Here is a 25,481-nt window from a genome sequence, read left to right on the forward strand (position 1 = left end):
TGGTGCTAATTCAGACCAGCAGGTTCGTAAATTGTCACGTGCTGGCAAAACGGCTTTTTACCCACCCCTGTAATAATCGAAAACTATGCCAAAGAATCAGATAAATAATTTACAGATAACGATATGAGCGTTTGGCCCACCCGACTTTCTGTAGGTCAGTATTAACGGTTCGTAAGACGGATATAGGCTTGCTTACGGTCTGGTACGGTTGACCCGTTTATGAATAACAAGGGGCATAATAATCGAAAACTATGCCAGCTTTCCGCGTATCTAGTAACTTGTATACATCAGGCTCAAATTATTAGACACAAAAAAAGCTACCCAAGGCGGGTAGCTTTTCTATACGAACGGGAGAACGCGCTAAAAATCGTACCCTAGTGTCAGGTAAGCAATCGGGCTACCAACTACTTTATTTTCCAGTCCCCAGGCGTAATCGAACTTGACGAAGTAACCAAACAGCACCGTTCGAGCCCCCGCGCCGTAACCAATCAGGAATGGGTTTTTGAAGTTGGTTACCGTAGCCCGGAAGGGAATTGTCCCCCCTCCTACTACTTCCGTATTCAAACTATTCTGCTGACTAAACGGGCCCGGTCCGGTCCAGGCCGTACCAATGTCGGTAAAAGCCACCAGTTGCAGGTTACGCAGGAAGTTCGACGTTACGTTACCTTTATATAGGTACTTCACCAGAGGCAACCGGAGTTCGGCATTGAGGAGCATGTGACTCGTACCGACCAGCTTTCCCAACCGGAAACCCCGCAACGGTGCGGCAAAGTCAGCGAAGAAAATACTACGGTAGTCGAACGGAATGTTGGCTCCTACCTGATTCGGAATCAACAGGGGGTTATTTGCTGTTTGCTCTTTGATCGCCCCCGCCGTACCAATCCAGTTTTCCATCCCACCCAGAATACTGGCCTTCGGTGCCGGACCACCCGACTGACTGATCGACAGACGAGCGGCCAGAATCATGTCCCGGTGAATACGCTGGTAATGCCGGAGATCGAGCGTTAGCCGACGGAACCCTTCTGCCGATGAGCGAATTCCTGCGTACTCCTCAAAGCGCAGTTTAGCCCGCGTACCGACCAGCAGGTTCATACCCAGTGATTTCGTGTTGTCGAAGACAGCCTCCGCCCGCAAACCGGCAAAATCAGAGGTGTTGTCGCCCTCCGAAAACGAAGTCAGATCAATCAGGCGGGTGATTGCGTAGAAGGGCGATACGGTGAAGCGGGTCGTTACCGAGATCGGGTACGAGGCCGTCAGCGCGACGCGGTTGTAGCGGTTCCGCTGATTCAACCCGCCCCCATCGACGGCCAGCGTCTGCCGATCAACCCGGATACCGTAATCGATGCGATTGGTCAGGTTGGTGTATTCGGCAAACAGGTTGCTGTTACGTAAGGTCGTTGTAATAAATATACCACCACGCAGCACATGGTTTTCGAGCATGTCGGTAAGCGTGACATCCTGCTCGAAACCGAAGCCCCGCACTGGATCGACACGCCAGTTCGACACCGCGTCGGTAACGCCGAAGATGCCTCTGTACGGAAACGGTCCCCGGATCGTGATATTTTCCCGGCGTCGCGTACGGAGCGTTGGTATCGTTTGCGTAAGCGTGCTGCCAACCCCTACTGACCGCCGTTGCCGTGACTCCGCAGCTTTCAGAACATCAGCGTCGAACTTATAATTGTCGGTGTCGACTTCACCGGGCCCCAGTGCCAAGCCTGTTGTTGATACGGGTTGTACCGTATCGGCCTTCGCAACAGCGGTATCGGCTCCTGAGGGTCGGGCAGCCGTCGTATCCTGTCGTACAGCGGTGGTGGGCCGGGTAGCCGTCCGATTTTGCAACGTCCGTAAGCTGGCCGCACGCGGTGTGAGTGCCGCCGTAACGGCTTGCGTCAGATTCGCCTGTGCCCGATAGCCGATATACTCTTGCCCGTTACGCTGACTACTGTAAACAAATCCCCCGCTTTCCGGGATGAGATCGTACAGGCGAATGCTCTCGGGCAACGATGTCAGTTGCACCGGCGAGCCGGATTCCGTGTTGAGCCGGTACAGATTACGCACACCCGATGCATCACTTAGGAAGTAGAACACCGTTTCGCTGGCCGGAATCGGCTGCGTTGCATTCAGAAGCGAGTCGGTCAGGCGGGTGAGTGACTTATCGCGGGCACTGCCTTCGTGGGTGAACAGGCTCATCTGGTCACGGGTGTCGCGATAGCTTCCCTTGTCTAGGCCCAATGTATCCTGCCGCCGGTTTGAACTGAATACGATCTGACGGGCCGTGCGGCCGATGAACGTCGGATAGGTATCGTCATACAGGTCGTTGGTCAGTTGCTGGTACGACCCCCGGTTTATACTGTACAGGAAGAGATCGTTCTGTCCCTGCCGGTCAGCACTCAGAATCAGACTCCCTCCGTCGTCCGACGCATCGACCGACACCACCTGTGACAAGCCATTGACCGTCCGGCGGAAATCGCGCTTGGGTTTCTTCTCGAAATTGCTGAATCGATACAGACGCGTCTCTCCTTCTTCTTCTGTCAATACGATCAGGTTGTTATCGCGCTGCCAGGTTACCAGCGGTGTCGCGGTGCGGGCCATGGATTGGCCGTCGAGCCGGTAACCACCGGTCAGGATCGTCGTCTTTTTCCGGTTGGCCGTATTCACAACCTCCACGGCAAACTTACCATCGCGCAGGGTCGAGTATGCAATGTACTGCTTGTCTTTACTCAGCTTCAGGCTACGCAGGGCCGGATTGCCGGCGTCGGAGCTGACCTTTACCTGAAAATCGTCGGATGCCGGGCGAAACGACTGCCCGACTGTATTCGCCATACCGGCGTAGTATTCATTCCACTCGCGCAGGAAACGGCTGTACGGAATACCCAGTGTGCTGGAAATACTGCGCTGCTCGTTACGAATGATTCGTGTCAGATTCAGGATATTGGACACATTATCGCGCCCATACCGTTGCACGATGTAATTCCAGATCGATTGCCCAACCCGTTCGGCTTCGTAGCCTGTCAGGTTCGACGGTTTTTTAACGGACCGGGTCTGACTCACGTCGCGCATATAGTCGTCCAGTTCGAGGCTGTTTCCGTCGGCTATATACGCAGCGATGCCGGGCATAAACCAGTCGGGCAACGTCAGCAGCAGCGAATTCTGAAGCGCGTCTTTCAAGCTACCGCCGTATAGCATATCATATACGAACAACATGGCGATGTCGCGAACGACCTGCCGCCGGAAGCTAACCTGGTCGCCAGTGAAGGCCAGTTCGATACGCGACTTGGACAGGTTGAGTTCGCGACTGCTCAGGCCACCCTGCGTGTTGATGCCGATATTACTCTGCGCCAGTTCCTGCGGGGAGTTGAAGAGAAAAATCTTGACCCGATTGTATGGCGTATAACCAAGCAGTTCCGTTACGCGATCAAACTCCGACTCCGCATACTGCGCTGTCAGATTAGCGAGCTGCGTACCGTCTTGGTAGTAATAGATCTCGAAGTTCGCGGTACGAACGATCTTCCAGTCGAAATGCTGGTATTGAATCCGGTTTTTCCCAAACCGCTCCTGAGACGGGTAGTTTTGGCCCAGCGCAATTCCCGCCGTCCCCAGCCATAGGCTCAGCAGTACCAAGTAGTGATTTCGCATACGATACAACGAGTAGCCAACAGATTATTCAGACAGGATTACAGGATGGACAGGATTCATTCAAGCAGTAGTGTCAGGTTTGGAATGACATCCCCAACACTACTACAGAATGTTCATACGTATAAGAAAACAAATCCTGTTCATCCTGTAATCCTGTCAAAAAAAACCGTAGTCAAAGTAACGTGATTATAACGAAAGGCAACGGGTAATATTCGCTTCAGCGTCGATTTCTTCACCGTCGAGCAGGTAACGGGCAAACTGCTCGGCCAGATAGGGTGAGAGCGATACGCCTTTGGTGCCCATTCCCCCAAAAATACCGACGGCGGGCTGGTCGGGATGGATACCGATAAATGGCCGCCGATCTTTACTGGACGGTCGGATACCGGCCTGCTGCCCAACCACTTCGAACGGAATTTTCAGCAAGGCCCGCGCTTTCTCTTCCAGAAACGTACGAGCATCGGCGGTTGTTTGCCAGTCGAGATCATCCCAGCTATACGTAGCACCAATCCGGATCAGGCCGGGCCGCACGGGCAGCACGAATATGCCCTGGTTGACGATGGACGTTACGGGGTAGTTCTCGACCATGGCCGTTAGCAGTTGCCCCTTCACCGGGCTGTACGGTAACCAGTTGAACAGCGGATTTTCGGTCGCCTGTACGCCATCGCAGAAGATGACCTTGCCGAAACGTACACCGTTCCAGATTACCGATGACTCGGTCAGCAACAACTCGTCGACCGGCACACGACCTTCGTAGTACTGATTCTTGCGGATGAAATAGCCCTTGATCAGCCGACCGAACTCCGTCAGATCGACCCAGCCGGCCTGCCCTACCGTCAACCCACCAAATGGATTTTCAATGTACAGCGCATAGCTCTCGTCATTGATCGAAGGGTCGATGTAGGGACGAATGGCGGGGTCGGCCGTGTAAGTCAGGTAGTTGTTCTTTTCGGTCTCCGAGCGATACGGCCGGTAGATCGTCTCGGGATGAAAGAAACGAACGCCAAGTTCGTCTTCGATACCGCTGTAAAACTGGTGTAGAAACGGAAACAGCTCAGCCGCCTTCCAGGTCTGTACCAGCTTACGACCCGTCAGCGGATTGACGATACCGGCGGCTACGGCCGAGGCTGCCGGTGTAGCGGGGTCATTGGTTAGCACGACTGAGCAGCCGCGCTGATCGAGGGTCCAGGCCAGCACCGATCCGGCCACGCCCTGCCCGACAATCAGGTAATCGATGGTCATGAACTAGCCGTTTACCGCTTTCCGGTGCGTCCGGCCCTGCCGGTGAATCTGGGCCAGCCGCTTATCGGCCTGTTCGATTACCCATTCGATCTGCTCTTCGATGGCCATGTGCGACGTATCGAGCAGCACGGCATCGGGGGCCTGCACCAGCGGGCTCTCTGACCGAGTGCTGTCGATCCGGTCGCGCTTTTCGAGATTTTCGATGATCGCGCCGAGGTTGACCATTTCGCCCTTGCCGAGCAACTCCTGCTGCCGACGCCGGGCGCGGGTTTCCACGTCGGCGGTCATGAACACTTTGACTTCGGCATCGGGAAATACTTTGGTGCCGATGTCGCGGCCATCCATCACGACGCCCCGTTTCCGGCCCATCTTCTGCTGCTGCGCAACCATGGCCCAGCGCACTTCAGGAATCGCGCTTACTTCGCTGACGATGTTGGAGATAAACATCGTCCGGATTTCTTCTTCCACGTTCAGCCCATTCAGGCAGGTTTCGTTTTTACCCGTGCGCGTGTTGAAATTGAACGTGATATGAATGTTGTCGAGCGCGGCCAGCACCTCATTCGTGTTGGAGAGTGAGACGTGCTCGCGGCTAAAAAACAGGCTGACGGCCCGGTACATGGCCCCTGTGTCGATATATGCGTATCCCATTCGGGCAGCTACGGCTTTGGCGGTCGTACTTTTTCCGCAGCTTGAGTAGCCATCAATGGCAATGACGATCTTCGGCATGACAGACTAATCCGCCGAAGCGGGAGATTATTGCGTTTATGGGTTGTCGTCTAAGGTTCGATGGAGCCCGATCAAGCGTATACATTGCCCGCACCATTGACCATTGGTCGTTATACCTTACACGTCCTTCCAGGGCAAAAATAACCACAAAACACCCGATAGGCCAAACCGATTACCCGTTCCGGCGGGTCAGGTAGTCGGCCTTGGTCATGGCAAAAATGTGTTCGTCGAGATACTGATTGTTTTTCACGGCTGCCTGACGCAGTACGGCTTCGGGATAGAAACCAGCCGACTCCAGCACCCGCATCGACCCCCGGTTGCCTTCCAGCACGCAGGCAAATACCCGGTTGACCTGAAAGTTTTCGAAGATATACTGCGTCAGTACCGGCACAGCCTCGCTCATGATACCCTGCCCCCAAAACGGCTCGCCCAGCCAATAACCGATCTCGGCATTGTACCGGTAGATGTCGTCTTTTACGGTGAAGCCGATGTTGCCCACCGCCTTCCCGTCGATCTCCACCGCAAAGTTGTTGGGTTGCTGGTACGACTTGTTCGACCGCACCCACGAGTGCGCATCGCGGGGGGTGTACGGGTACGGAAAAAAGTCGCGGACGTTGTTCCAGATTAGCCGGTTACTGGCGTAATAGGACAGCGTATCTTCATCGCCTTCGCGCCAGGGGCGCAGGCGACATCGGGTTAGTTGAAAGGTGGTCGAGATAGCGATCAAGGTCAGGTCTGGGGTATAGGTACTAAACAATTGTCGCTCGTAAATGTTGACGGCCGGCGCGCCAATATTCCGTCGTCGGGCGCTAAAAAATTTCATCGGGAATATACGACCATTCACACCACATCTGGCGGGGTTGGTCGGAAAAGACGAGTGTCCGGCACCGCAACAGCTCACCTTTGATCCATCAAGGCAAAACACACCCGCTCATGAACTGGATCGCGCTACTTCTCACTTGTCTGCTCACCGTCAGCGCATCGGCACAAACTGTACTCACCGGACGCATTACCGACCACAACGGACACGGCCTGCCGGGTGCCAACGTGATGCTGCGCGGTACCTACGATGGCACCAGCACCGACAGCACCGGCGCGTTTCGGTTCAGTACCAGCCGGAAAGATACGGCTACTCTCGTTGTCTCGTATATTGGCTACGAACCAACCCGTCAGAAAATTACCATCGGCCCAAACCCCATCAGCGTTCGGCTGAATGAACTGGCCAACGAATTGAATACCGTCGTTGTAACGGCCGGTGTGTTCGAAGCCTCCGACTCGAAACGCATGACAATGCTCAAACCGATGGACATCGTGACGACGGCCGGGGGCGGTGCCGACATTACTTCCGTGATGAACCTACTGCCCGGTGCCCAACGGGTAGGCGAACAAAACGGTCTGTTCGTACGGGGCGGTTCGGGCGAAGAAGCCAAGATCGTCATCGACGGCATGATCGTGCAGAACCCATTCTTCAGTCAGTCGCCCAATCTCCAGTCGCGGGGACGATTTCAGCCATTCATGTTCAAAGGCACTTCCTTCAGCACGGGCGGCTACTCAGCCCAGTATGGACAGGCCCTATCGAGCGTACTGCTGCTGAACACCACCGATCAGAATCAAAACGAGGGACTGGGTATCAGCGTAAACCTGGCCAACGCCGGCCTGACGTACGACCACGCCACCCGCAACGCATCGATTTCGGCAACGGGCTACTACGGCAACCTGAAACCTCTGTTCGCTCTGGTACCGCAAAACGTCGACTGGACACACGTGCCAGAGCTGGGTGGCGGCTCGCTGACATATCGCTTACAACCCAGCAAAACGGGCATGCTAAAATTTTACGGTATGTATTCCAACAGTGTGGTCGGCATGAACTTCGTCGATCCCAGCAGCGAAACGGGTAAAACGGCATTCAACCAGCGGAACACCAATATCTTCGTCACCAGCACGTACACTGATAGATGGGCCAACGGTAACTGGCAACTGATGTCGGGGCTGTCGTATAGCCATGACGTCGACGCAACGACCTACGGCACATTGGATTTCGGGCGGGGCACCGATCGTTTACAGGGTCGGGCCATGCTGACACGGTCACTCGGCGGCAAACTCGGCAATCAGCTATTGTTCGGCACCGAAGGCAGTCGGGTGACCTACCGCAATGCGATAGCCGGTACGCCGTACTCGCTGGTCGACACCTATGGGGCCGTATTTTTCGAATCGCAGGTATACGCAGGCCGGAAGCTGGCTATTCAGTCGGGTATTCGGGGCGAATATTCGTCGGTACTCAACCGCTTTAACCTGGCCCCCCGCGTATCGATGGCCTACAAAACTGGCCTGTACAGCCAGGTATCGCTGGCTTACGGACAGTTCTATCAGACACCCGATGCCCGCTACTTATACCGCAATACGAGTCTGAACTACGAACGGGCCGACCATCTGATTTTGAATTACCAGATCATTCGTAACAAGCGTACGTTTCGCATCGAGACGTATTACAAAAACTACGCGCAGCTCGTCCGGGAGTTCACCGGTCCCAACGGCACGCTCGGTCCCTACGACGCAAACCCGTATCGATTCCCCTGGGGCCAGACCAACAATACGGGCTACGGCTACGCCAAAGGGTTCGACCTGTTCTGGCGCGATCAGCAAACCATCAAAGGGCTGGACTACTGGATTACGTACAGTTTTGTCGATTCGAAGCGGCTCTTCCAGCAATTTCCGACACTGGCCACGCCATCGTTCATCTCAAATCATAACATCGCACTGATCGGCAAACGGTATTTCGAGAAAATCAGCACGAACGTGGGACTCACGTATACGATCAGCACAGGCCGCCCGTACTACAACCCAACCAACCCGACCTTTCTCGCTGACCGCACACCAGCCGTGACGAACCTGAGCTTTTCAGCCAGTCACCTGACGCACATCGGTAAGAATCTGACGATCCTCTACGCCAGCGTCGACAATATGCTGAACACCCGTAATGTCTACACCTATCTGTACACCCCCAATCGCAACGACGGCAGCGCGCCGACTCGGTACGCCGTCGGTCCGGCCTCGTACCGCAGCTTTTTCGTCGGTGGCATCGTCATGCTGTCGCGCAAAGCCAAGGTCGACGTGCGGCAATTATAATGGACCTCATACTCACCAACAGCGGCTGACCTCCCCGGCAGCGGCCGCTTACCTTCTTTCTTCTCTCATCTTTCTTCTCACATCTTATTTCTTTCTTCGCAAAGCCAAATGAAAACTCTTGTCATCACTCTGCTTACAGCCCTGTTGGGTATAACTACCCCCACACTGGCCCAGTCGCCCCAGTACAAACAGGCGATGACCGACGCCCTGACGGCCATGAACAACTTTCGTGGTCAGCCTTCAGCAACCGACCTGCTGACTGTAGCCAACCAGTTTGAACGAATCGCCACCGTAGAATCCGGCGAATGGTTGCCTCGTTACTACGCCGGCTTGAACTACGTGTACCTCGGGTTTATGGGAAAAGATCAGGCCGAGAAAGACAAGTACCTCGATCAGGCGGACGTGAACCTGAAAGCTGCCGAAGCCATCTCGCCCAAAAACGACGAACTGGCGGTTCTGAAAGCATACATTGCGCAGTCGCGCATGATCGTCGACCCAATGAATCGCTGGCAGCAGTACGGCCCCCTGTTTCAGTCGGGTATCGAGCAGGCCAAAGCCATGAACCCGGCCAACCCACGTCCCTATGTACTCGAAGGGTCGTCGCTGATGTACACGCCCGCCCAGTTTGGCGGTGGTGCCGACAAAGCCTGTCCGGTGCTGAAGCAGGCGATGGAAAAATTCGCGACCTTCAAGCCAGCCAGTGAATTTGCCCCCGGCTGGGGCAAGCAGCAGGTCGAACCCCTGCTGGCGAAGTGTAAATAGCAGCAAGCCGGTATACGGCTTACAGTGTTCGGTATACGGTTCACAGTTTATCTGCATGCCCAACATACGTTACCGAACACTGTATCCTGAAAACCGAAAATCGTAAACCGACTTATGACCCGCGAACAACTTATCGATACGCTTGGCAAAAACGGTCGGCGGCTGACAATGAAAGCCGGCGAGCTGGTTGGCTTCGATTTCAGCGGGCTCGATCTGACGCAGGCTGATTTCCGGTTCGCCGACCTGCGACGGGCCAATTTTCGGGGTGCTATTTTGCGGCAGGCCGACCTCCGCTACGCCAACCTAAGCGGAGCTGACCTTACCGACGCCGACTTGTACGGAGCAAACCTGAACTTCTGTGGTCTGTCGGATACCAAGCTCACGGGGGCCAATATGGAAGGCGCTTCGCTGAATTACTCCGTGGGCCAGGGGCACCAGTCACTGAAGAAGCTACCCGCCGAGCCGATTACGCTGACCACTATTCTGCAAAAGCCCGGCTGGGGTCTTATGATCGGGGCCTTACTGGGCGCACTGCTCATCTACGGCTGTAACGCGGTTGTCTTTTTCACCAACCTGATTGTCACGGCGAAAGACCCGGTACTGGTCGGGTTATACCGCTTCCTGATCGTACAAAACCTGTCCGACGGCATAGTTATGTTTCTGCTGGTCTGGGCCATGTCGATCTGGCTGGCGCGACACGTTGCCAAACCCTGGAAACGGCATTTAATTATCACTTTAGTCGTACTAGTCAGTTTCTTTATCGTCAACACCGGAATCTACTTCCTGATTGGCAAACCCAGTATCGACGAACTGCGAAAGCGTTCCGAAGAAGCCTACGTCAACGCGCCGTGGTATTGCTACGTGGTCGGTGATCTGCTGGTTGCCAACTTTTTCTTATACATCCTGCAACAGGGTCGACAAATGACACGCAAGCTCTCCGAGCAGGAATTCCAGTTGCTCAATCTGGAACAGCTGAAAACCCGTGCTGAACTCGACGCGCTACAGGCGAAAATCAACCCGCATTTCCTGTACAACGCCCTCAACAGCATTGCTAGCCTGGTTCACGACGATCCCGACAAGGCGGAGGAAATGACGCTGCTGCTGTCGAAGCTGTTTCGGTATTCGACCGGGCGCGACGGTGAACTGTTTGCATCGCTGGCCGACGAACTGGAAATGGTACGCACCTACCTACAGGTCGAAAAAGTACGCTTCGGCAACCGACTAACCTTCACCGTCGACATCAGCAACGATGCGTTGACTTCGTTGCGGCTACCGCAGTTCCTGCTACAACCCATCGTCGAAAATGCCATCAAACACGGTATTGCCAAGCGGGCGGAGTCGGGCCGGATCGACGTGCGGATTTACGAAAAAGCCGATTATCTGCATCTTTGCGTACACGACAACGGCCCTGCTTTTCCCGACGATATGGGGGGCGGCTACGGCCTGCGCAGCATCCAGGACAAACTGAACCTGCTCTACGGCGACGATGCCAGCGTTGAGTTTCAGAATTTTCCGCTCAAGCAAGTCCTTATCTCGATCCGGCTGGACCGTATCAATACGCCCCCGGTCGGTACCGCATCCCCTACCCGGCCAACACCGGCCTAGTTTTATGAAACTCCCCCTTACGACCCTCCTCATCGACGACGAACCACTCGCCATCAATCGACTACGTCGACTCCTCGACAAACACCGTGACGTATTTACCATTATCGGCGATGCCGCCAACGGTGCAGAAGGCTTATCGATGATCGAAACCACCCAGCCCGACCTGGTTTTTCTGGACATTGAAATGCCCTTGCTGAACGGGTTTGAAATGCTGTCACGCGTCAACACGATGCCGCTGGTCGTCTTTGCCACCGCCTTCGATCAGTACGCCATCCGCGCCTTCGAAGAAAATTCGGTCGACTACCTGCTCAAGCCAATCGAAGCCGACCGGCTGGCCCGCACGGCCCAGAAAATCCGATCTATGGCCGAACGCAGTACCACGTCGCATAATGCTGCCAACGAATCGACTGCGCTGCCCATGGCTACCGAAAACGTAATGCGCCTGCTGGCGCAGATGCAACCCAAAAAAGAGATTTACTCGATTTCGGTGAAGATGGGCGACAAGATCCGGCTCATCCCCCTGTCCGACATCGTTTATTTTGAAGCCGAAGACAAGTACGTCTTTCTCGCGACGACCGACGGGCAGAAATTTCTGACGTCCTACACCCTGACAACCCTGAGTGAGAAATTACCCGACACGTTTGTGCGCGTCAGCCGCTCAGCGATGATTAACCGGCAGAAAATCAGCGAGGCTCACAAACATTTCGACGGCAAGTTCCAACTGGTTATGGGCGACAAAAAAGCGACTCGTCTAACCACCGGTACCACCTATAGCGACACCGTACGGCAGCTACTCGACTTATAAGCGGTATACGGTTTTCAGGAGCCGGTTTACGGTGAATTACTTGCGGATCACCGAATACCGTAAACTGAAAACCGTATACCTTTACCAGTATGAGCAAGAAAAATCGGTCGGGCGTTGTCTACTCGACGAATCCTGATTTCCAGTATCAGGCTGATAATATGCCGGACGTCGACACATTGGCACCGGCCCAGCAAAACCTTAAAATCTGGCTGGTCAAGCTGGGGGGTAGCAAAGTGGTTACGGCCGTGCGGGAGTTCATCGGCACCGACGCAGACCTGGCCGATCTGGGTAAACAGCTAAAAGCCGCCTGCGGAACAGGCGGCTCAGTAAAAGACGGCGAAATTCTGATTCAGGGCGACCACCGCGACAAAGTACTGACGTGGCTCACCGGCAAAGGCTATAAAGCAAAGAAAGCGGGCGGCTGACCGGCGGTCAGGGTTTCTCCTGCCGCACCTGTTCAATCAGCGACAGGACTTCAGCAAGGTCCATCTCAAACGTATCGGCGATTGTTTCGGCATCCATACCCAGCTTGAGCGCACCTTTGACAAGTTTGCGGTTTATTTCCACGCGTCCTTCCATTCGTAGTTGATCGGCTCCATTCATGGCAGCTTCTTCGGTTTCTTTGGATACTGTACTAAAGATAAAGACAATGTCTGAACCAGTCAAGTTCGTCGTTTCGAGCAGGTACAGGAACGTCGGCAAAACCACCGACATTAGTTCATCAACGGCGATACCCTGCATCAGTCGCTGTATATTCTGACGAATATAATCGGCAAACTGCTTATCCTGCCGATGCTTCATCAGCGCAGCCGATACCGTCAGAAATCGGTTTCGGAACGTGAAGATCTGCTTATCACTAAGCGCAGTCAAATTGACCAGCAAGTAGTCGAATTCGGGAAAGAACGGCTTAACCAGCGCATTCATGCCCAATAGCGACGCAGCAAATGGTAGGTGCTGCCAGGTGTCGGTGCCGTGGTAGATCAGTACCGGAATTACCGGCGTCAGCTTCTGACCGTGCTCGACATCCTGTTGCCAGCGATTCAATAGGTAGCGCATCAACTGTAGATGCGGATGCGCTACCGTATAACTTTTGTGCTCCAGTAACAAAGCAATCTGAACAGGCATGCCGTCGTCCAGCAGACAATCGTAGACCAGATCGGCAAAATGCTCATTGAGTTCGTCATCAATGTACGAATTCGTTGTCAGCACCAGCGAATCGAGCCGGATGGCCTGTCGTAACGCAGCCGGAAATAGCGATTCGATCAGCGAAGCGACGACATCCGGTTGCGAAAACGCAGCTTTGAATAACTTGTCGTGCGGATTGTTCATTGGTTACTCAATACCACCCATCCACTTTTTGAGTTTGCCCGAAAAGAGCAGCAGCAGCGCACCAAAGCCCAGGCTGAAATAAACGACGCTCAGGAACAACTGCGGCATCTGGGCCACATTCTCTTCATCGAAGCCGCCGGCGAACAGACCGGCAACCAGGTTGCCCAGCGACGTCCCGACAAACCACAGGCCCATCAGCTGACTGGCATAGCGCTTCGGTGCCAGCTTGGAAAACGAGCTCAGCCCGACCGGACTCAGAAACAGCTCAGCCAGCGTAAACAGTAAATAAGTCCCGCCCAGATAGATTGGCGACGTGCGTTCACCCGACACCGCAATTTTAGCGGCAAAGACCATGATGATGTAGGCCAGTCCCAACAGTAACAGACTCGTTGCCATCTTGGCCGGAACCGAGTAATTGACCTTACGATTGGCCAGATAAACCCACAACGATGCCAGCACGGGCGAGAAAATGACGATAAAGGCAGGGTTCAGGTTCTGAAACCAGCTCGACGGCATCTGCCAGCCAAAGAGTGTCAGGTCGGTGTAGCGATCGGCGAAGATTTGCAGCGACGACCCCTGCTGCTCGTTACCAGCCCAGTACGCAGCCGACGCCAATAAGAATACGAACAGCACAACGACCCGCTTCTTCTCAACGCTATCCAGCCCACCGGCCACCAGAATGTAGACGAAGTAGCTGATGGCAACCAGCGAGATAATGGCTCCCATCGCCTTCGCCAGTCCCTGGGCCGTGGTTAGATCGAGTACACCCGTCAACTGCAAAACCACAAAAACCGCGACCAGGCCGGCCAGAAAAACAAGCAATGACTTATTCCCACCAGCTGCCGTAGCATCCGCCGTTTCTGACTTGCGCGGTTCGTTACCGATCTGACTCAGGTGCTTCTGACCCAGTAGCCAGAACGTAATCAGACCGAGTCCCATACCGACGGCGGCCGCTCCGAAACCATAGTGCCAGCCTACTTTCTGGCCCAGGTAGCCGACAACGGTAATCCCCAGAAACGAGCCGATGTTGATCCCCATGTAAAAGATCGAGAAAGCCGCGTCGCGACGGGCGCCCCCTTCGGGATACAGCTCACCCACAAGTGTGCTGATATTCGGCTTGAGCAATCCGGTTCCGAGCGCCACGACGGTCAGACCCAGGAAAAACAGCGACTGACCCGCCGGAAAAGCTAGAATAATATGCCCCAGCATGATGATGATGCCGCCGTACCAGATCGACTTCCGCTGCCCGATCAGGTTGTCGGCAACCCAGCCACCGGGTAGCGACAGCAGGTAAACCGAAGCCGTGTAGATACCGTAAATGGCAGCACCTTCACTTGCCGTGAGGCCCATACCGCCCCGTACATTGTCGAGCAGAAAAAGGAGCAGAATAGCCCGCATCCCGTAATAGCTGAACCGCTCCCACATCTCCGTAAAAAAAAGCACGTACAGGCCGGTGGGATGCCCCGTGCGGGTAATCGGTTTCGCAACTGTTGATTCCATGTAGTTTATCGTAGTAGAAAAGGGCAAACCGAAGATAATTTGGCCGATTTACCTGAAAAGGAACGGTAAAGATACCCACGTGCTGTCAATCCGGCAACTAACTTGCGTGCGTAACCAATCGGCTGCTATGCTGCTTCCCTTCGATTTCTCAACGGACCCGTTTCTCATCCTGGATTTTTCAGCCACAAACCCCGATCTCGCCCCTAACCGCCAACCACCCCTTGACCTGACGAACACGGCCGCTTTTACCGATTATGTGTTTGGTACGCTGCGGGCAGCAGGCGCGCGCGTCGGGGTGGGTGGTTATAATGAGCACCGGGTTATCTACCGCCGTAGCCCACATTTTCAGCAGGCCACGCAATCACCACGCGAAATCCATTTGGGCATCGACCTGTGGGCTGACGCGGGAACGCCGGTGTTTTCGCCCCTGGACGGTGTCGTTCACAGTTTTCAGGACAACGCCAACTTCGGCGACTACGGGCCAACCATCATTCTTGAGCACACCTATGAGGGTAAACCGCTGTACAGTTTGTACGGCCACCTAACCCGCTCATCGCTCGATGGGTTATACGAAGGGAAACCGGTTCGGGCGGGCGACAAACTGGCCGAGATTGGCCCCTACCCGGAGAACGGCGACTGGCCCCCGCACCTGCATTTCCAGCTGATGACGGACATGTTCGGCCATCGGGGCGACTTTCCCGGCGTCTGCTCCCTTACCGACCGCGCATACTATCTATCGATCTGCCCCGACCCGAATCAGTTATTGCACATTCCGGGTTTGTCGCAATAGGCTACCATTTAATCACAATCTCTCTTCTAAACTTTCAAAATATTTTGAAAGTTTAGAAGAGAGATTTACATTTGGATCATGACATTTGAGGAGGCAAAAGATACATTTATTCATACCTGGGGGACGCTGGCAACCCAATGGGGCATCAGTCGGTCGATGGCGCAGCTACACGCGCTATTGCTGATTTCGCCCAACCCCATGAGCACGGAGGAGATCATGGAGCAGCTTCAGATTTCACGCGGCAACGCCAGCATGACCTTGCGCGACCTGATGGACTGGGGCCTGATCTCAAAGCAGCTTAAACCGGGTGAACGCAAAGAATTTTTCTGGGCGGAAAAAGACATCTGGAAAGTGGCCCGGCAGGTGGCAAAGGAACGCCGTCGTCGTGAGATCACCCCGGTTGTCGAGGTCCTGAACGAGCTTAAAAACATTCCTACCGATACGCCCGAAGCGCAGGAATTTCAGCGCGTTATGACGGGTCTGAGTAATGTCGTCGGTTTTGCCGATAACACGCTTAACGCGGTTATCAAGGCTGAAGAGAACTGGCTGATGAGCCAGTTTCTAAAAGTATTCCGTTAATTTTTTTGTTACTATATTTCAATAATTTCTGAAATTTTAAAATCATGAAAAACATAGTTTCTTTATCAGAAGAGCAGCAATGCATTTACTGTACTTGGGTGTTTGGTCCGGTTGTAGCGCTTGTGTTGAGTCTCCCAACAGGTTATGTAGCTATACTACTTTTACCCCTTCTGCTGACAATAGGCTACTACATATTCTTCAACCAATATTCGTCAGCCAGGTATCCTGCCTGGTATCTCCTTACGTTGCCACTAACGGTGTACATATGGCTGAGGTGGGGGCTCGCTACTGGCAACTTACCTCTCCTACTCGCCTATCACGTTGGTCAGTTGATCAATTCATTTACGATTCCGCTCATTTTCAAGAAAGACTACACGGATACATTTATTGGCTGGCTAGTCGCGCATACGGCAGCGTTGCTTGTCTGGCTTATCCTTCACGCCTTACTCCAGCCACACGACGATTTTTTAATCTATGTGATTATAGGGCTGATCGCGCAGAGCCTGAGTGGTTTTTTTTTGTTCGGCAGGTATGCCGTCCGTTGATCAGCAATCTATTACTCAACAGCTTATGCTAATAAACACCATGCAGCGAACCAATTTTCTGCCCTTATTCAGTTTACTTGTTTTGCTTTCTCCCTTAGTCTACGCGCTTTACCTGTTCATTTCTCGTAGCACGATCCCACCAGACTGGACTTGGTGGCTTATCTACTATGTATTTCTACTGGCCGGCCCTTTTCTGATTGGGTATGGAATGATGGTTTACCCCCACAAACAGCACCGAATACTATCCTGGGTTGCCTTTACTATTGGGGGCGGGTTGACTATTTATTTCCTATGGCTGTTCGTAGTGGCCCCTCTTCTAGGAAGCAACTAAGGGAAACGGTTCAATAGTCTAAAATGCCAGCTTGAACTGTACAAAATGATTGGCTTGTCATCTGTACTGACAACCCCCGCAGACATCAACCGCTTATACCATTCACAAAATAGTATCAGTCAACGCAGTCAGGCCACTACCACAAATAACCCTAAACGGTTTTTGAAACCGTTTAGATCTACATTGGCTGAATCATGTCCCAGAGGTTACCATACAAATCGGCAAAGACCGCGACGGTTCCGTAAGGCTCCTCGACTGGATCTCGGGAAAACAGCACGCCCGCTGCCCGCATGGCATTGTAATCACGCCAGAAATCGTCGGTGTACAGAAACAGAAAAACGCGTCCGCCCGTCTGATTACCAACCCGGCTGCGTTGCTCGTCGGAATCGGCGTGGGCCAGCAACAGGCTGAAACCGGCGCTACCCCGTGGGGCTACGCGCACCCATCGTTTGGTAGCACTCAGGCGGGTGTCTTCCAGTAAATCGAACGACAGTTTCTGCGTGTAAAACGCAATGGCCTCGTCATAATCGTGGACGAGCAATGCCAGCTGACCAATGTGTTGACTCATGCCGAAAAGACACCGCCTTCCTCCGGGCAGTTCCCGCTAGCTATGCTTTACAACATTTACGGTGGGCAGCCGGTTAGGCAATCGGTTCTTACTCAACGATACACAATGAAACAATTCCTGATTCCGGCCCTGCTCAGTCTTAGCCTGGTCACCAGCTGCCAGAAAAAAGAAAACAGCGACAGCACCTCCGCTGGCAATGAAACCGACACGTCGGCCCAGACGGTAGCGACGATCGGTGATCCGAAACTGCTGTACACGCTGGCAGCCCAGTACAACACCCCCGACGGCCTGGCCATTGGCCCCGATAGTTCGATCTATCTGTCGGTTCCGAACCTGGCGAACAACACCTATCCCGGTGTCATCGTGAAGTTTGCGGCCGACTCAGTTCAGCTGTTTACCACACTACCGCCACAGCCCGATACAAAACACGCTGCACCGATGGACCTCGCTTTCGGTCCGGACGGAAATCTGTATTATGCCGAAAATCAGTACGAAAATAGCAAAGACTATAAGTCACGGCTGATGCGGATTACGATGCAAAACGGCAAGCCGGGTAAAATCGAACCGGTCGTCGTTAACTTCGGACTAGCCAACGCCGTAGTCTGGAAAGGCAACACCATTTATCTGACAGACAGTCAGTGGGACATGCCCGACAACGACAAGGGCAGTGCCGTTTTTCACTTCAAGCTGGACGAATTGAATAAAGGTACCGTTTCGCTAAAACCGAAGACGATGGACCCGCACGTGCTGGCAACGTTTACAACTACCGTTAACGAAACCGGCGTCGACAACGGAGCCGACGGGCTGGACTACGACAGCAAGGGCAACTTCTACACCGGTTCGTTTGGCGACGGCACGCTTTATAAACTGACGCTCAAACCAGATGGTACACTGGCATCGAAAGAAACCGTGAAGGTCAGTACGCCCATTAGCTGCGTCGACGGCCTGATTGTCGACCGCCGGACCGACAAGCTATACGTCTGTAATTCCCGCACCAACGCTATTCAGGTCGTTGATCCGAATGGAACGGTCAGCACCCTGGTACAGAACCCTGATACCGATGGTAAAGACGGCCGGGTCGATCAGCCCGCCGAGGTTCTGCTGAAAGGTAATCGACTGTACATCACCGACTTCGACAAACCGGAAAAGCACTTCGTCAACAAGAAAGCCGATCAGATACATACGATGTCGTACATCGATTTGAAGTAAGTCGCTCTGGTACGTCAGCCGGGCCTGTGTCATTCGATAAAGATCGAGTGACTTCAGGCCCGGCTGTTGGTTTAGTGATAAACAAAACCAGAAACGTACTCATGCCACAAGCGCCCGCTGATTTCAAGCCGCTACGTTACGACCCTGCCTACGAACAACCCGAACCCGACGAAGCCGAGACAATCCAGGAAATTATGGATACGATGGCCGAGATTCAGCGCAAGACGTATCAATCGCAAGGCCATGCCATCCGGAGTGTACACGCCAAAAGCCACGCCATTTTGAAAGGTGAGCTGGACGTGTACGACAACCTGCCTCCTTACCTGGCGCAGGGCTTTTTCGCGAAGCCCGGCAAATACGCGATCATCGCCCGTATCTCTACCCAGCCAGGCGACGTGCTACCCGACAGCGTATCGACACCCCGTGGTATTTCATTTAAAGTACTGGGCGTAGAAGGCGAACACTTACCCGGCGCCGATGAGTCGACAACGCAGGATTTCATTGTGGTGAACAGCCCTGTTTTCCCGCAGAAGTTAAAAGATTTCCTGAGCGGACTCAAACGGTTCGATGCACTAACCAACAAAGCTGAAGGGTTCAAGGAGGTATTCTCCAAAACGTTACGCGCGGCTGGTGAAGTCGTTGAATCCGTGACTGGCTCCGATGAGGGCGTAATGGCGGGTATGGGCGGACAGCTAGCCAGACATCCGATGGGCGACACGTATTATTCGCAGGGTGCTTATCTGTACGGCGATTACATGGCCAAATTTGCGCTGACGCCCGTATCACCCAACCTGACCTCGCTGAAAGGGCAGGACATCGACGTCGATAGCGATAAAGACGCCCTTCGCCATCTGCTGAAAGACTTTTTCGCCACCAACGGGGGCGAGTGGGAATTCGGCGTACAACTATCGACAGACATTGAAAAGATGCCGGTCGAAGACGCGTCGGTGGAGTGGCCCGAGGATGAAAGTCCCTATCTCACTGTCGGCAAAGTGACGTTTCAACCGCAGGATGCGTGGGCGGCTGAGAACGTGGCCGTTGTTGAAGACAAGATGTACTTCAGCCCGTGGCACGGTCTGGCCGCGCACCGGCCGCTGGGGTCCATTCAGCGGGCGCGCAAAGCGCCGTACAAAGCCTCAGCCGAGTTCCGCCGGAGCATGTATGGAAAAGTGGAGAATCCAGACGAGCAGAAGTAGTCGCTCAACACGGATAGATACAGAAAACACCGGGCGAAACCCGGTGTTTTTTTGTGCGGAAAGAAGCCGTGCAAACCAACATTCTTCCTGCTTTATTAACTACGATACTCAAGAACCTTTCTGACCGCGAAGGTACACTTTATTGCCTTTCTTGTTGATGTAAAATTTGCCACCCCGTGGGCCGGTCATTACGGCTTCCCCGTTCGGCCCTTTCATCGACTTGTCGACGGGCGCTTTGTAGTCGGCGGGGGTTGCCTTTTCCTCCTTCATGGCTTCTTTACCGGCCATCGCTCCTTCCTTGGCTGACTTTGTTTCTGCCTTGGCCGCTTTCTTGGCCGACGCATCATCCAGCTTCATTTCTTTCTTTGCCTTCGCTTCCGATGGCGGCATGGCAGCCGTGGCATTGGCCGCGTCGCGCTTGGCTGCTTTGGCCGCCCGTGCTTTCGCCATGCGGTCGTTGACCGACATGGTACCGGTAGCGGGCGTTTGGGCTAACGTACTCAGACAAAGGCATAGCAAGCCGAGCAAAACAGGGAATCGAACGAGTGCTTTCATGGTTTTGTCAGATTGGGTGAGAACTGGACTAAGCAGCAGCAATGATGTTTATTTTTTCGTGAATGTCAATTAATTAGCCATTAAACCTGCGTAGCGGACTCAACCGGAAAACGACCGGTATCTCGTGCTTTTTTCGTAAATTTGATAGATTCATTCGATTGCCCTATGCTGCTCACCGACGCACCGGGGTCGGCCACGACGACCCTCAACACACCCGCCGATTACCTCAAACGCTACTACGGCTACGACAACTTCCGGCCCATGCAGGAGGCCATTGTCAACTCCATCGTTTCTGGTCGGGATACGGTCGTACTGATGCCGACGGGTGGGGGCAAATCCGTTTGCTTTCAGATTCCGGCGCTGATGCTGCCCGGCCTGACCGTTGTCGTTTCGCCCCTGATTGCCCTGATGAAAGACCAGGTTGGCGCACTGCATATGAACGGTATCCAGGCCGCATATTACAACAGTACGCAAACCAGCCGCGAGCAGCATGCCATCGAAGACGACTGCCTGAAGGGAAAGCTCAAACTACTGTACGTCTCCCCTGAAAAACTGCTGACCGAAGCGTTCTTCGAGTTTCTCAAACACGCGAACCTTTCGCTTTTCGCCATCGACGAAGCGCACTGTATTTCCTCGTGGGGGCACGACTTCCGCCCGGAATACACGCAGTTGCACGTGCTGAAAGAGCAGTTTCCCAACGTACCGACCATTGCCCTCACCGCAACGGCCGACAAACTGACCCGCGCCGATATCGCCACCCGGCTCGGCATGGTCGACCCGGCGGTGTTTATTTCGTCGTTTAACCGGACCAACCTCAGCCTGAAGGTGATGCCGGGGCAGAATCGTGTTCAGCAGATCATCAAGCTGCTGCAACAGAAGCCCGACACCTCGGGGATCATCTATTGCCTGAGCCGTAAGTCGACCGAATCGCTGGCGGCCAAGTTGCAGGAGAAAGGCTTCAACGCTGCATTTTACCACGCGAAAATGGACCCCGGCGACCGCGCCCGTACGCAGGAAGCCTTTCTGCGCGACGATGTCCGGATTATGTGCGCAACGATTGCCTTCGGGATGGGCATCGATAAGTCGAACGTCCGCTGGGTAATTCATTACAACATGCCCAAAAACATCGAGAGCTTCTACCAGGAGATCGGTCGGGCGGGGCGTGATGGTGCCGATGCGCAAACGGTGTTGTTTTACAGCTTCGCCGACGTAGCGACGTACAAGGACATGCTATCCGAAAACAATCCGGCAAACCTCGGTCTGCAACTGGCCAAGCTGGAACGGATGCAGCAGTATGCCGATGCGCACACCTGCCGCCGGCAGATCCTGCTCTCCTATTTCTCGGAAGACTTACCCGAGCCATGCGGTAACTGCGACGTTTGCCGCGACCCACGCGTTACGTTCGACGGCACGATACTGGCCCAGAAGGCCTTATCGGCCATGGTCCGCACGGGCGAGCGCGTACCGATAAACCTGCTGATCGACATTCTGCGCGGCTCCCGGAGTCAGGCGGTTATGCAGGGTGGTTACGATCAGATCAAAACCTACGGCGCGGGTCGCGATCTTCGGTTCGACGAATGGCGCAATTACATTCATCAGCTTATTAACATTGGCGTTATCGAAGTAGCGTACGATCAGCACTACGCCCTGCGCCGGGGTATTCTGGCCGACCCGGTATTAAAAGGCAACCGTAAGATCGACCTTGTCCGGCCCGACGATGCGCCGAAGCCTGTACCGGCCGAAAAACCAAAAACCAGAACCGAGGTCAACCGCGACGAACTATTCGAGCAACTGCGTACCCTGCGCAAGCAACTGGCCGATGAGCAGAACGTGCCGCCGTATGTCATTTTCACCGACACGACGCTGGAAGACATGGCCCGGCAGAAACCCACCACGCCCGACGCTCTGCGCAACGTCAGCGGGGTTGGTGAACGGAAGCTGCAACTCTTCGGCCGGCAGTTTCTCAACGTCATTACGGGCTACGTCCGGGGGCGGGTGCAGGCGGGCGAAAAACCCCGTGGATCAACGCAGTTACAAACGCTCGATCTCTTTAATCAGGGGTTGACGATTGATGAGATTGCGGCTGAGCGAAACCTCAAAAGCAGCTCGATTGCCAGCCATCTGGTGCAGTTAGCGCGCTCCGGCTACGACATCGACCTGGCTTCGCTAATCGACCCAATCGACCGGCGCGACATCGAAAAAGCCATTCGGGAAGTGGGTGTGGAAGAGGGCCGAACCAAGCCTATTTTCGACTACCTGAACGGCCGCTACGACTACGCCAAAATAGCCCTCGCGCTGGGTCTGATGGAACAGGAAGGCTAACTATCGTATAACTATAGCACCGGTACCGTTAGATAACTCCCGACGCAGACGCTTGCTATATACCAGACTATCAACGACATTCGTTATTGAATTGCAGCCAGGCCCGTTCCAAAGGACGGGTTTTACTGTCTGTATACGTTACACCAAATACCCATAAATTTGATTCAGGAAATTAGTATTTCACTGCTGCTCACGTCGCTGACGCCAGCTATGACAGGGCCGTTTTTTAGGCCGGACACCAACCGCATTCAGCCGGTCGGCAACGAACTTGATAACCCCGCCTTACTGGTCACAGACTCAACACAACGGGTGTTTCCCGTTTACTTCTGCGGTGAAGAATTACCCGTTAGCGAACCCCGCGTCGCCCGACGCTGGGTGCAGGTACTTCGGACGTACGGGGCTCAGCAGGAATGTTTATTTTCCCTTCGCCAACGGGCTTCCCAGTTCTTTCCGGTCATCGATCCTATCCTGCGCAAGTATAAAATTCCCCGCGATTTCCGTTTTCTACCATTGGCGGAAAGTGAACTCGTCAACGATTGCGTGTCGCCCAAAGGCGCGTCGGGCTACTGGCAGCTGATGCCCGGCACGGCCCGCGAACTGGGCCTGACCGTATCGGGCAAAACAGACGAACGGTACAACCTGGAAAAGGCGACGATTGCGGTTTGCCATCACCTGCACAAACTGTATAGGGAACTGGGTTCCTGGACACTGGTAGCGGCTGCCTACAATGCCGGCATTACCCACGTTCAGAAGACGATGGCGAAGCAGAAACACGCCAACTATTACCGACTCCGCCTACACCGTGAGACCAGCCACTACCTATTTCGCGTGCTGGCCTACAAAGAGCTGCTCAGTAACCCGCGTCAGTATGCGCTGATGCTTAAAAACTCAACGATGGAGCAACTGATCAAACCGTTGCCCAGCTGGCACAAACCACTCGCCGTGCCACGCAAGATCAAGGATTCGCCCACTATCGAACTGGTCGACGACGATGCCATCGATCCAACCTGGGGCCCTCGCCCCAATACAGCGCTGACGAAAGCGCCGTCTGACACGCGGCAATGGCTGGAATCGGCATTATCCTTGCGCACCGAAACGAACGGCATCGACGAGCAGAACACCGAGTTACCGATTCGTAAAGTCATGATGGGACTGACGGTATTGCGTTTCCGACGTCCCCGCTTCCTGCGTAAAAAAGCCTCCGGCGGTGTTCGTCCGCTCCACTTCTGGGACTGGATTTAACTGTTCAATTCGTTTTATACCGAACCCACAGCAGCGATGTTGTGGGTTTATTTTTTTGCTTTTCAGCAGAAGCGTAATCAATTACTAAATGCAGGCATCCTATTTGTTACCCCGTGTTACTTGACTAGTCATAATAGTATACCGTACACGTATTTAACCGAATGAGTTACTTGCTTACCCTGTCATTGACGGCAGGCCTGTTACTATCGGCCCCGGCTGTATCCTCGCTGGTGTCCAGGCCGGTGCGTTCAGCGACTATCCCGTATGTTACTGGTCCTGGCCTGGCAGCCCTTCCTCCCGTTTATTTTTGCGGTGAATCGGTTCCTCTGCACGAAGAAGTAGTCGCCAGACGGCTGGTGTCAGCCCTGGCCCGTAACACGAAGCACAACGATTACCTGTTTTTGATGCGGCAACGGGCTTCCAAGTTCTTTCCGGTTATCGAACCGATTCTGGCCCGCCACAATATACCAGTCGACTTTAAGTACTTGCCATTGGTCGAGAGCGCGTTGCAGGGTTTCGCCGTGTCTCCGAGGGGAGCCGTTGGCTACTGGCAGTTTATGCCCGGTACGGCCCGCGAACTGGGTCTGAGTGTACACCCCGGTCGGGACGAGCGAAAAAACCTCGCCAAGTCGACCGAAGCGGCCTGTCGCTACCTCACGTACCTGCACGATCGGCTCGGCACCTGGACACTGGCGGCTGCCGCCTACAACAATGGCATCGGTGCCTTACTGAGCAACATTCGCCGGCAGCAGCAACGCGATTACTACTACCTGCGACTCAACGCTGAAACCGGCAAGTACCTTTATCGCATTCTGGCGTTCAAAGAGCTGTTCTCCAACTCACACCTGTACGAAGGCTTTATCCCGGACCGGGTGCTGGCAAGCCTGCGCCGACCCCTCGACGGTGCAGTCGATTTTTCAGATGATGACGCACTAATACCCGTTCAGATACTCGACGAAGCGACGGAAGTAGCCGTTAACGAACCCGTTGATGTGCCGGTCACCGGAAATCGACTAGCGGATATTCCGTTGCCTAACGCAGCCGCCGTGTTCCGGGAGGGTATCCGCACCCGCCTGCATCAATCGGCCAACCTGGAACGCGGCCAAACCTGGGTGTTTAACCTGACCCGTGCTGGTATAGTCGACGGACAGCCTGTTTCCGAAGGCGACATGCTCTACGCGATTGTGGAAGACGTCGATCCCAAAACCCACCGGATCTATCTCCGGGCCGACAAAGTGTATTCAGCCAGCGAGCACCATACCTACGATCTCTCACTGGCAGCAGTCGACGCGGCTACCGGGCGGCTGGGGGTTGAAATACCCGATATTGACCAGGTGCGCGTCGGCTGGATATTGACGTGGAAGAGCTTGTAGATCAATAAATGGATTTGTCGAACTAAACCCAAAATAGCCGCTG

The 25,481-nt window shown here is 54.2% G+C and carries 20 protein-coding genes; 12 read left to right on the forward strand and 8 right to left on the reverse strand.

Features of this window, described 5'->3' with window-relative positions:
• Nucleotides 1-360 precede the first annotated feature (360 nt).
• The 4 genes from CLV58_RS06260 to CLV58_RS06275 all read right to left on the reverse strand — a co-directional run bounded on the left by CLV58_RS06260 (nucleotide 361) and on the right by CLV58_RS06275 (nucleotide 6,424).
• Nucleotides 361-3,636, reverse strand: a complete 3,276-nt coding sequence (locus CLV58_RS06260) for a TolB-like translocation protein (RefSeq protein WP_106136926.1) — start codon at nucleotides 3,634-3,636, stop codon at nucleotides 361-363.
• A 186-nt stretch (nucleotides 3,637-3,822) separates the two neighbouring features.
• Nucleotides 3,823-4,875 (reverse strand): NAD(P)/FAD-dependent oxidoreductase, encoded by a 1,053-nt coding sequence (locus CLV58_RS06265; RefSeq protein ID WP_106136927.1) that lies wholly within the window; start codon nucleotides 4,873-4,875, stop codon nucleotides 3,823-3,825.
• A 3-nt stretch (nucleotides 4,876-4,878) separates the two neighbouring features.
• Nucleotides 4,879-5,601: a (d)CMP kinase gene (cmk, locus tag CLV58_RS06270; RefSeq protein ID WP_106136928.1), complete on the reverse strand. Its 723-nt coding sequence runs from the start codon at nucleotides 5,599-5,601 to the stop codon at nucleotides 4,879-4,881.
• Nucleotides 5,602-5,773: 172 nt separating this feature from the next.
• Nucleotides 5,774-6,424: a GNAT family N-acetyltransferase gene (locus CLV58_RS06275; protein ID WP_106136929.1), complete on the reverse strand. Its 651-nt coding sequence runs from the start codon at nucleotides 6,422-6,424 to the stop codon at nucleotides 5,774-5,776.
• A 110-nt stretch (nucleotides 6,425-6,534) separates the two neighbouring features.
• On the opposite strand from CLV58_RS06275, the gene CLV58_RS06280 reads away from it, so the two are divergent.
• The 5 genes from CLV58_RS06280 to CLV58_RS06300 all read left to right on the forward strand — a co-directional run bounded on the left by CLV58_RS06280 (nucleotide 6,535) and on the right by CLV58_RS06300 (nucleotide 12,324).
• Entirely contained in the window at nucleotides 6,535-8,727 is a 2,193-nt protein-coding gene (locus tag CLV58_RS06280) for a TonB-dependent receptor (RefSeq protein WP_106136930.1), read from the forward strand.
• A gap of 108 nt (nucleotides 8,728-8,835) precedes the next feature.
• Entirely contained in the window at nucleotides 8,836-9,489 is a 654-nt protein-coding gene (locus CLV58_RS06285; protein ID WP_106136931.1) for a hypothetical protein, read from the forward strand.
• 114 nt (nucleotides 9,490-9,603) lie between these two features.
• Nucleotides 9,604-11,094 carry a histidine kinase gene (locus tag CLV58_RS06290; protein ID WP_106136932.1) on the forward strand — a complete coding sequence of 497 codons (1,491 nt, stop codon included), beginning with the start codon at nucleotides 9,604-9,606 and terminating at the stop codon, nucleotides 11,092-11,094.
• A 4-nt stretch (nucleotides 11,095-11,098) separates the two neighbouring features.
• On the forward strand, nucleotides 11,099-11,899 hold the full coding sequence (locus CLV58_RS06295; protein WP_106136933.1) for a LytR/AlgR family response regulator transcription factor: 801 nt from the start codon (nucleotides 11,099-11,101) through the stop codon (nucleotides 11,897-11,899).
• A gap of 89 nt (nucleotides 11,900-11,988) precedes the next feature.
• Nucleotides 11,989-12,324 (forward strand): translation initiation factor, encoded by a 336-nt coding sequence (locus tag CLV58_RS06300; protein WP_106136934.1) that lies wholly within the window; start codon nucleotides 11,989-11,991, stop codon nucleotides 12,322-12,324.
• Nucleotides 12,325-12,331: 7 nt separating this feature from the next.
• Here the strand turns inward: CLV58_RS06300 and CLV58_RS06305 are convergent, their stop codons facing one another.
• Together CLV58_RS06305 and CLV58_RS06310 are read right to left on the reverse strand one after the other, a co-directional pair.
• On the reverse strand, nucleotides 12,332-13,228 hold the full coding sequence (locus tag CLV58_RS06305) for an Rpn family recombination-promoting nuclease/putative transposase (RefSeq protein WP_106136935.1): 897 nt from the start codon (nucleotides 13,226-13,228) through the stop codon (nucleotides 12,332-12,334).
• A 3-nt stretch (nucleotides 13,229-13,231) separates the two neighbouring features.
• Nucleotides 13,232-14,728, reverse strand: a complete 1,497-nt coding sequence (locus tag CLV58_RS06310; protein ID WP_106136936.1) for a peptide MFS transporter — start codon at nucleotides 14,726-14,728, stop codon at nucleotides 13,232-13,234.
• 127 nt (nucleotides 14,729-14,855) lie between these two features.
• Here CLV58_RS06310 and CLV58_RS06315 point away from each other — a divergent pair, with 127 nt between their 5' ends.
• Both CLV58_RS06315 and CLV58_RS06320 read left to right on the forward strand, forming a co-directional pair.
• Nucleotides 14,856-15,518 (forward strand): peptidoglycan DD-metalloendopeptidase family protein, encoded by a 663-nt coding sequence (locus tag CLV58_RS06315; protein WP_106136937.1) that lies wholly within the window; start codon nucleotides 14,856-14,858, stop codon nucleotides 15,516-15,518.
• Nucleotides 15,519-15,596: 78 nt separating this feature from the next.
• A complete protein-coding gene (locus CLV58_RS06320; protein ID WP_106136938.1) occupies nucleotides 15,597-16,097 on the forward strand; it encodes a GbsR/MarR family transcriptional regulator in 501 nt (166 codons plus the stop codon).
• Nucleotides 16,098-17,151: 1,054 nt separating this feature from the next.
• Here CLV58_RS06320 and CLV58_RS06335 read toward each other — a convergent pair.
• Nucleotides 17,152-17,541, reverse strand: a complete 390-nt coding sequence (locus CLV58_RS06335) for a VOC family protein (protein WP_106136941.1) — start codon at nucleotides 17,539-17,541, stop codon at nucleotides 17,152-17,154.
• 105 nt (nucleotides 17,542-17,646) lie between these two features.
• Here CLV58_RS06335 and CLV58_RS06340 point away from each other — a divergent pair, with 105 nt between their 5' ends.
• Together CLV58_RS06340 and CLV58_RS06345 are read left to right on the forward strand one after the other, a co-directional pair.
• On the forward strand, nucleotides 17,647-18,750 hold the full coding sequence (locus CLV58_RS06340) for an SMP-30/gluconolactonase/LRE family protein (protein ID WP_106136942.1): 1,104 nt from the start codon (nucleotides 17,647-17,649) through the stop codon (nucleotides 18,748-18,750).
• A 101-nt stretch (nucleotides 18,751-18,851) separates the two neighbouring features.
• A complete protein-coding gene (locus CLV58_RS06345; RefSeq protein ID WP_106136943.1) occupies nucleotides 18,852-19,946 on the forward strand; it encodes a catalase family protein in 1,095 nt (364 codons plus the stop codon).
• Nucleotides 19,947-20,054: 108 nt separating this feature from the next.
• Here CLV58_RS06345 and CLV58_RS06350 read toward each other — a convergent pair whose 3' ends face one another.
• The gene (locus CLV58_RS06350) at nucleotides 20,055-20,501 is read right to left on the reverse strand and encodes a hypothetical protein (protein WP_146141378.1); all 447 of its coding nucleotides are present in this window, start codon (nucleotides 20,499-20,501) and stop codon (nucleotides 20,055-20,057) included.
• A 165-nt stretch (nucleotides 20,502-20,666) separates the two neighbouring features.
• On the opposite strand from CLV58_RS06350, the gene recQ reads away from it, so the two are divergent.
• From recQ to CLV58_RS06365, 3 genes are all read left to right on the forward strand, one after another.
• Nucleotides 20,667-22,823 carry a DNA helicase RecQ gene (gene recQ / locus CLV58_RS06355; protein ID WP_106136945.1) on the forward strand — a complete coding sequence of 719 codons (2,157 nt, stop codon included), beginning with the start codon at nucleotides 20,667-20,669 and terminating at the stop codon, nucleotides 22,821-22,823.
• A gap of 159 nt (nucleotides 22,824-22,982) precedes the next feature.
• On the forward strand, nucleotides 22,983-24,065 hold the full coding sequence (locus CLV58_RS06360) for a lytic transglycosylase domain-containing protein (protein ID WP_245882235.1): 1,083 nt from the start codon (nucleotides 22,983-22,985) through the stop codon (nucleotides 24,063-24,065).
• A 161-nt stretch (nucleotides 24,066-24,226) separates the two neighbouring features.
• On the forward strand, nucleotides 24,227-25,438 hold the full coding sequence (locus CLV58_RS06365; RefSeq protein ID WP_106136946.1) for a lytic transglycosylase domain-containing protein: 1,212 nt from the start codon (nucleotides 24,227-24,229) through the stop codon (nucleotides 25,436-25,438).
• Nucleotides 25,439-25,481 lie beyond the last annotated feature (43 nt).

Origin of the sequence: Spirosoma oryzae (assembly GCF_003002825.1) — a bacterium.
Lineage (GTDB): Bacteria > Bacteroidota > Bacteroidia > Cytophagales > Spirosomataceae > Spirosoma > Spirosoma oryzae.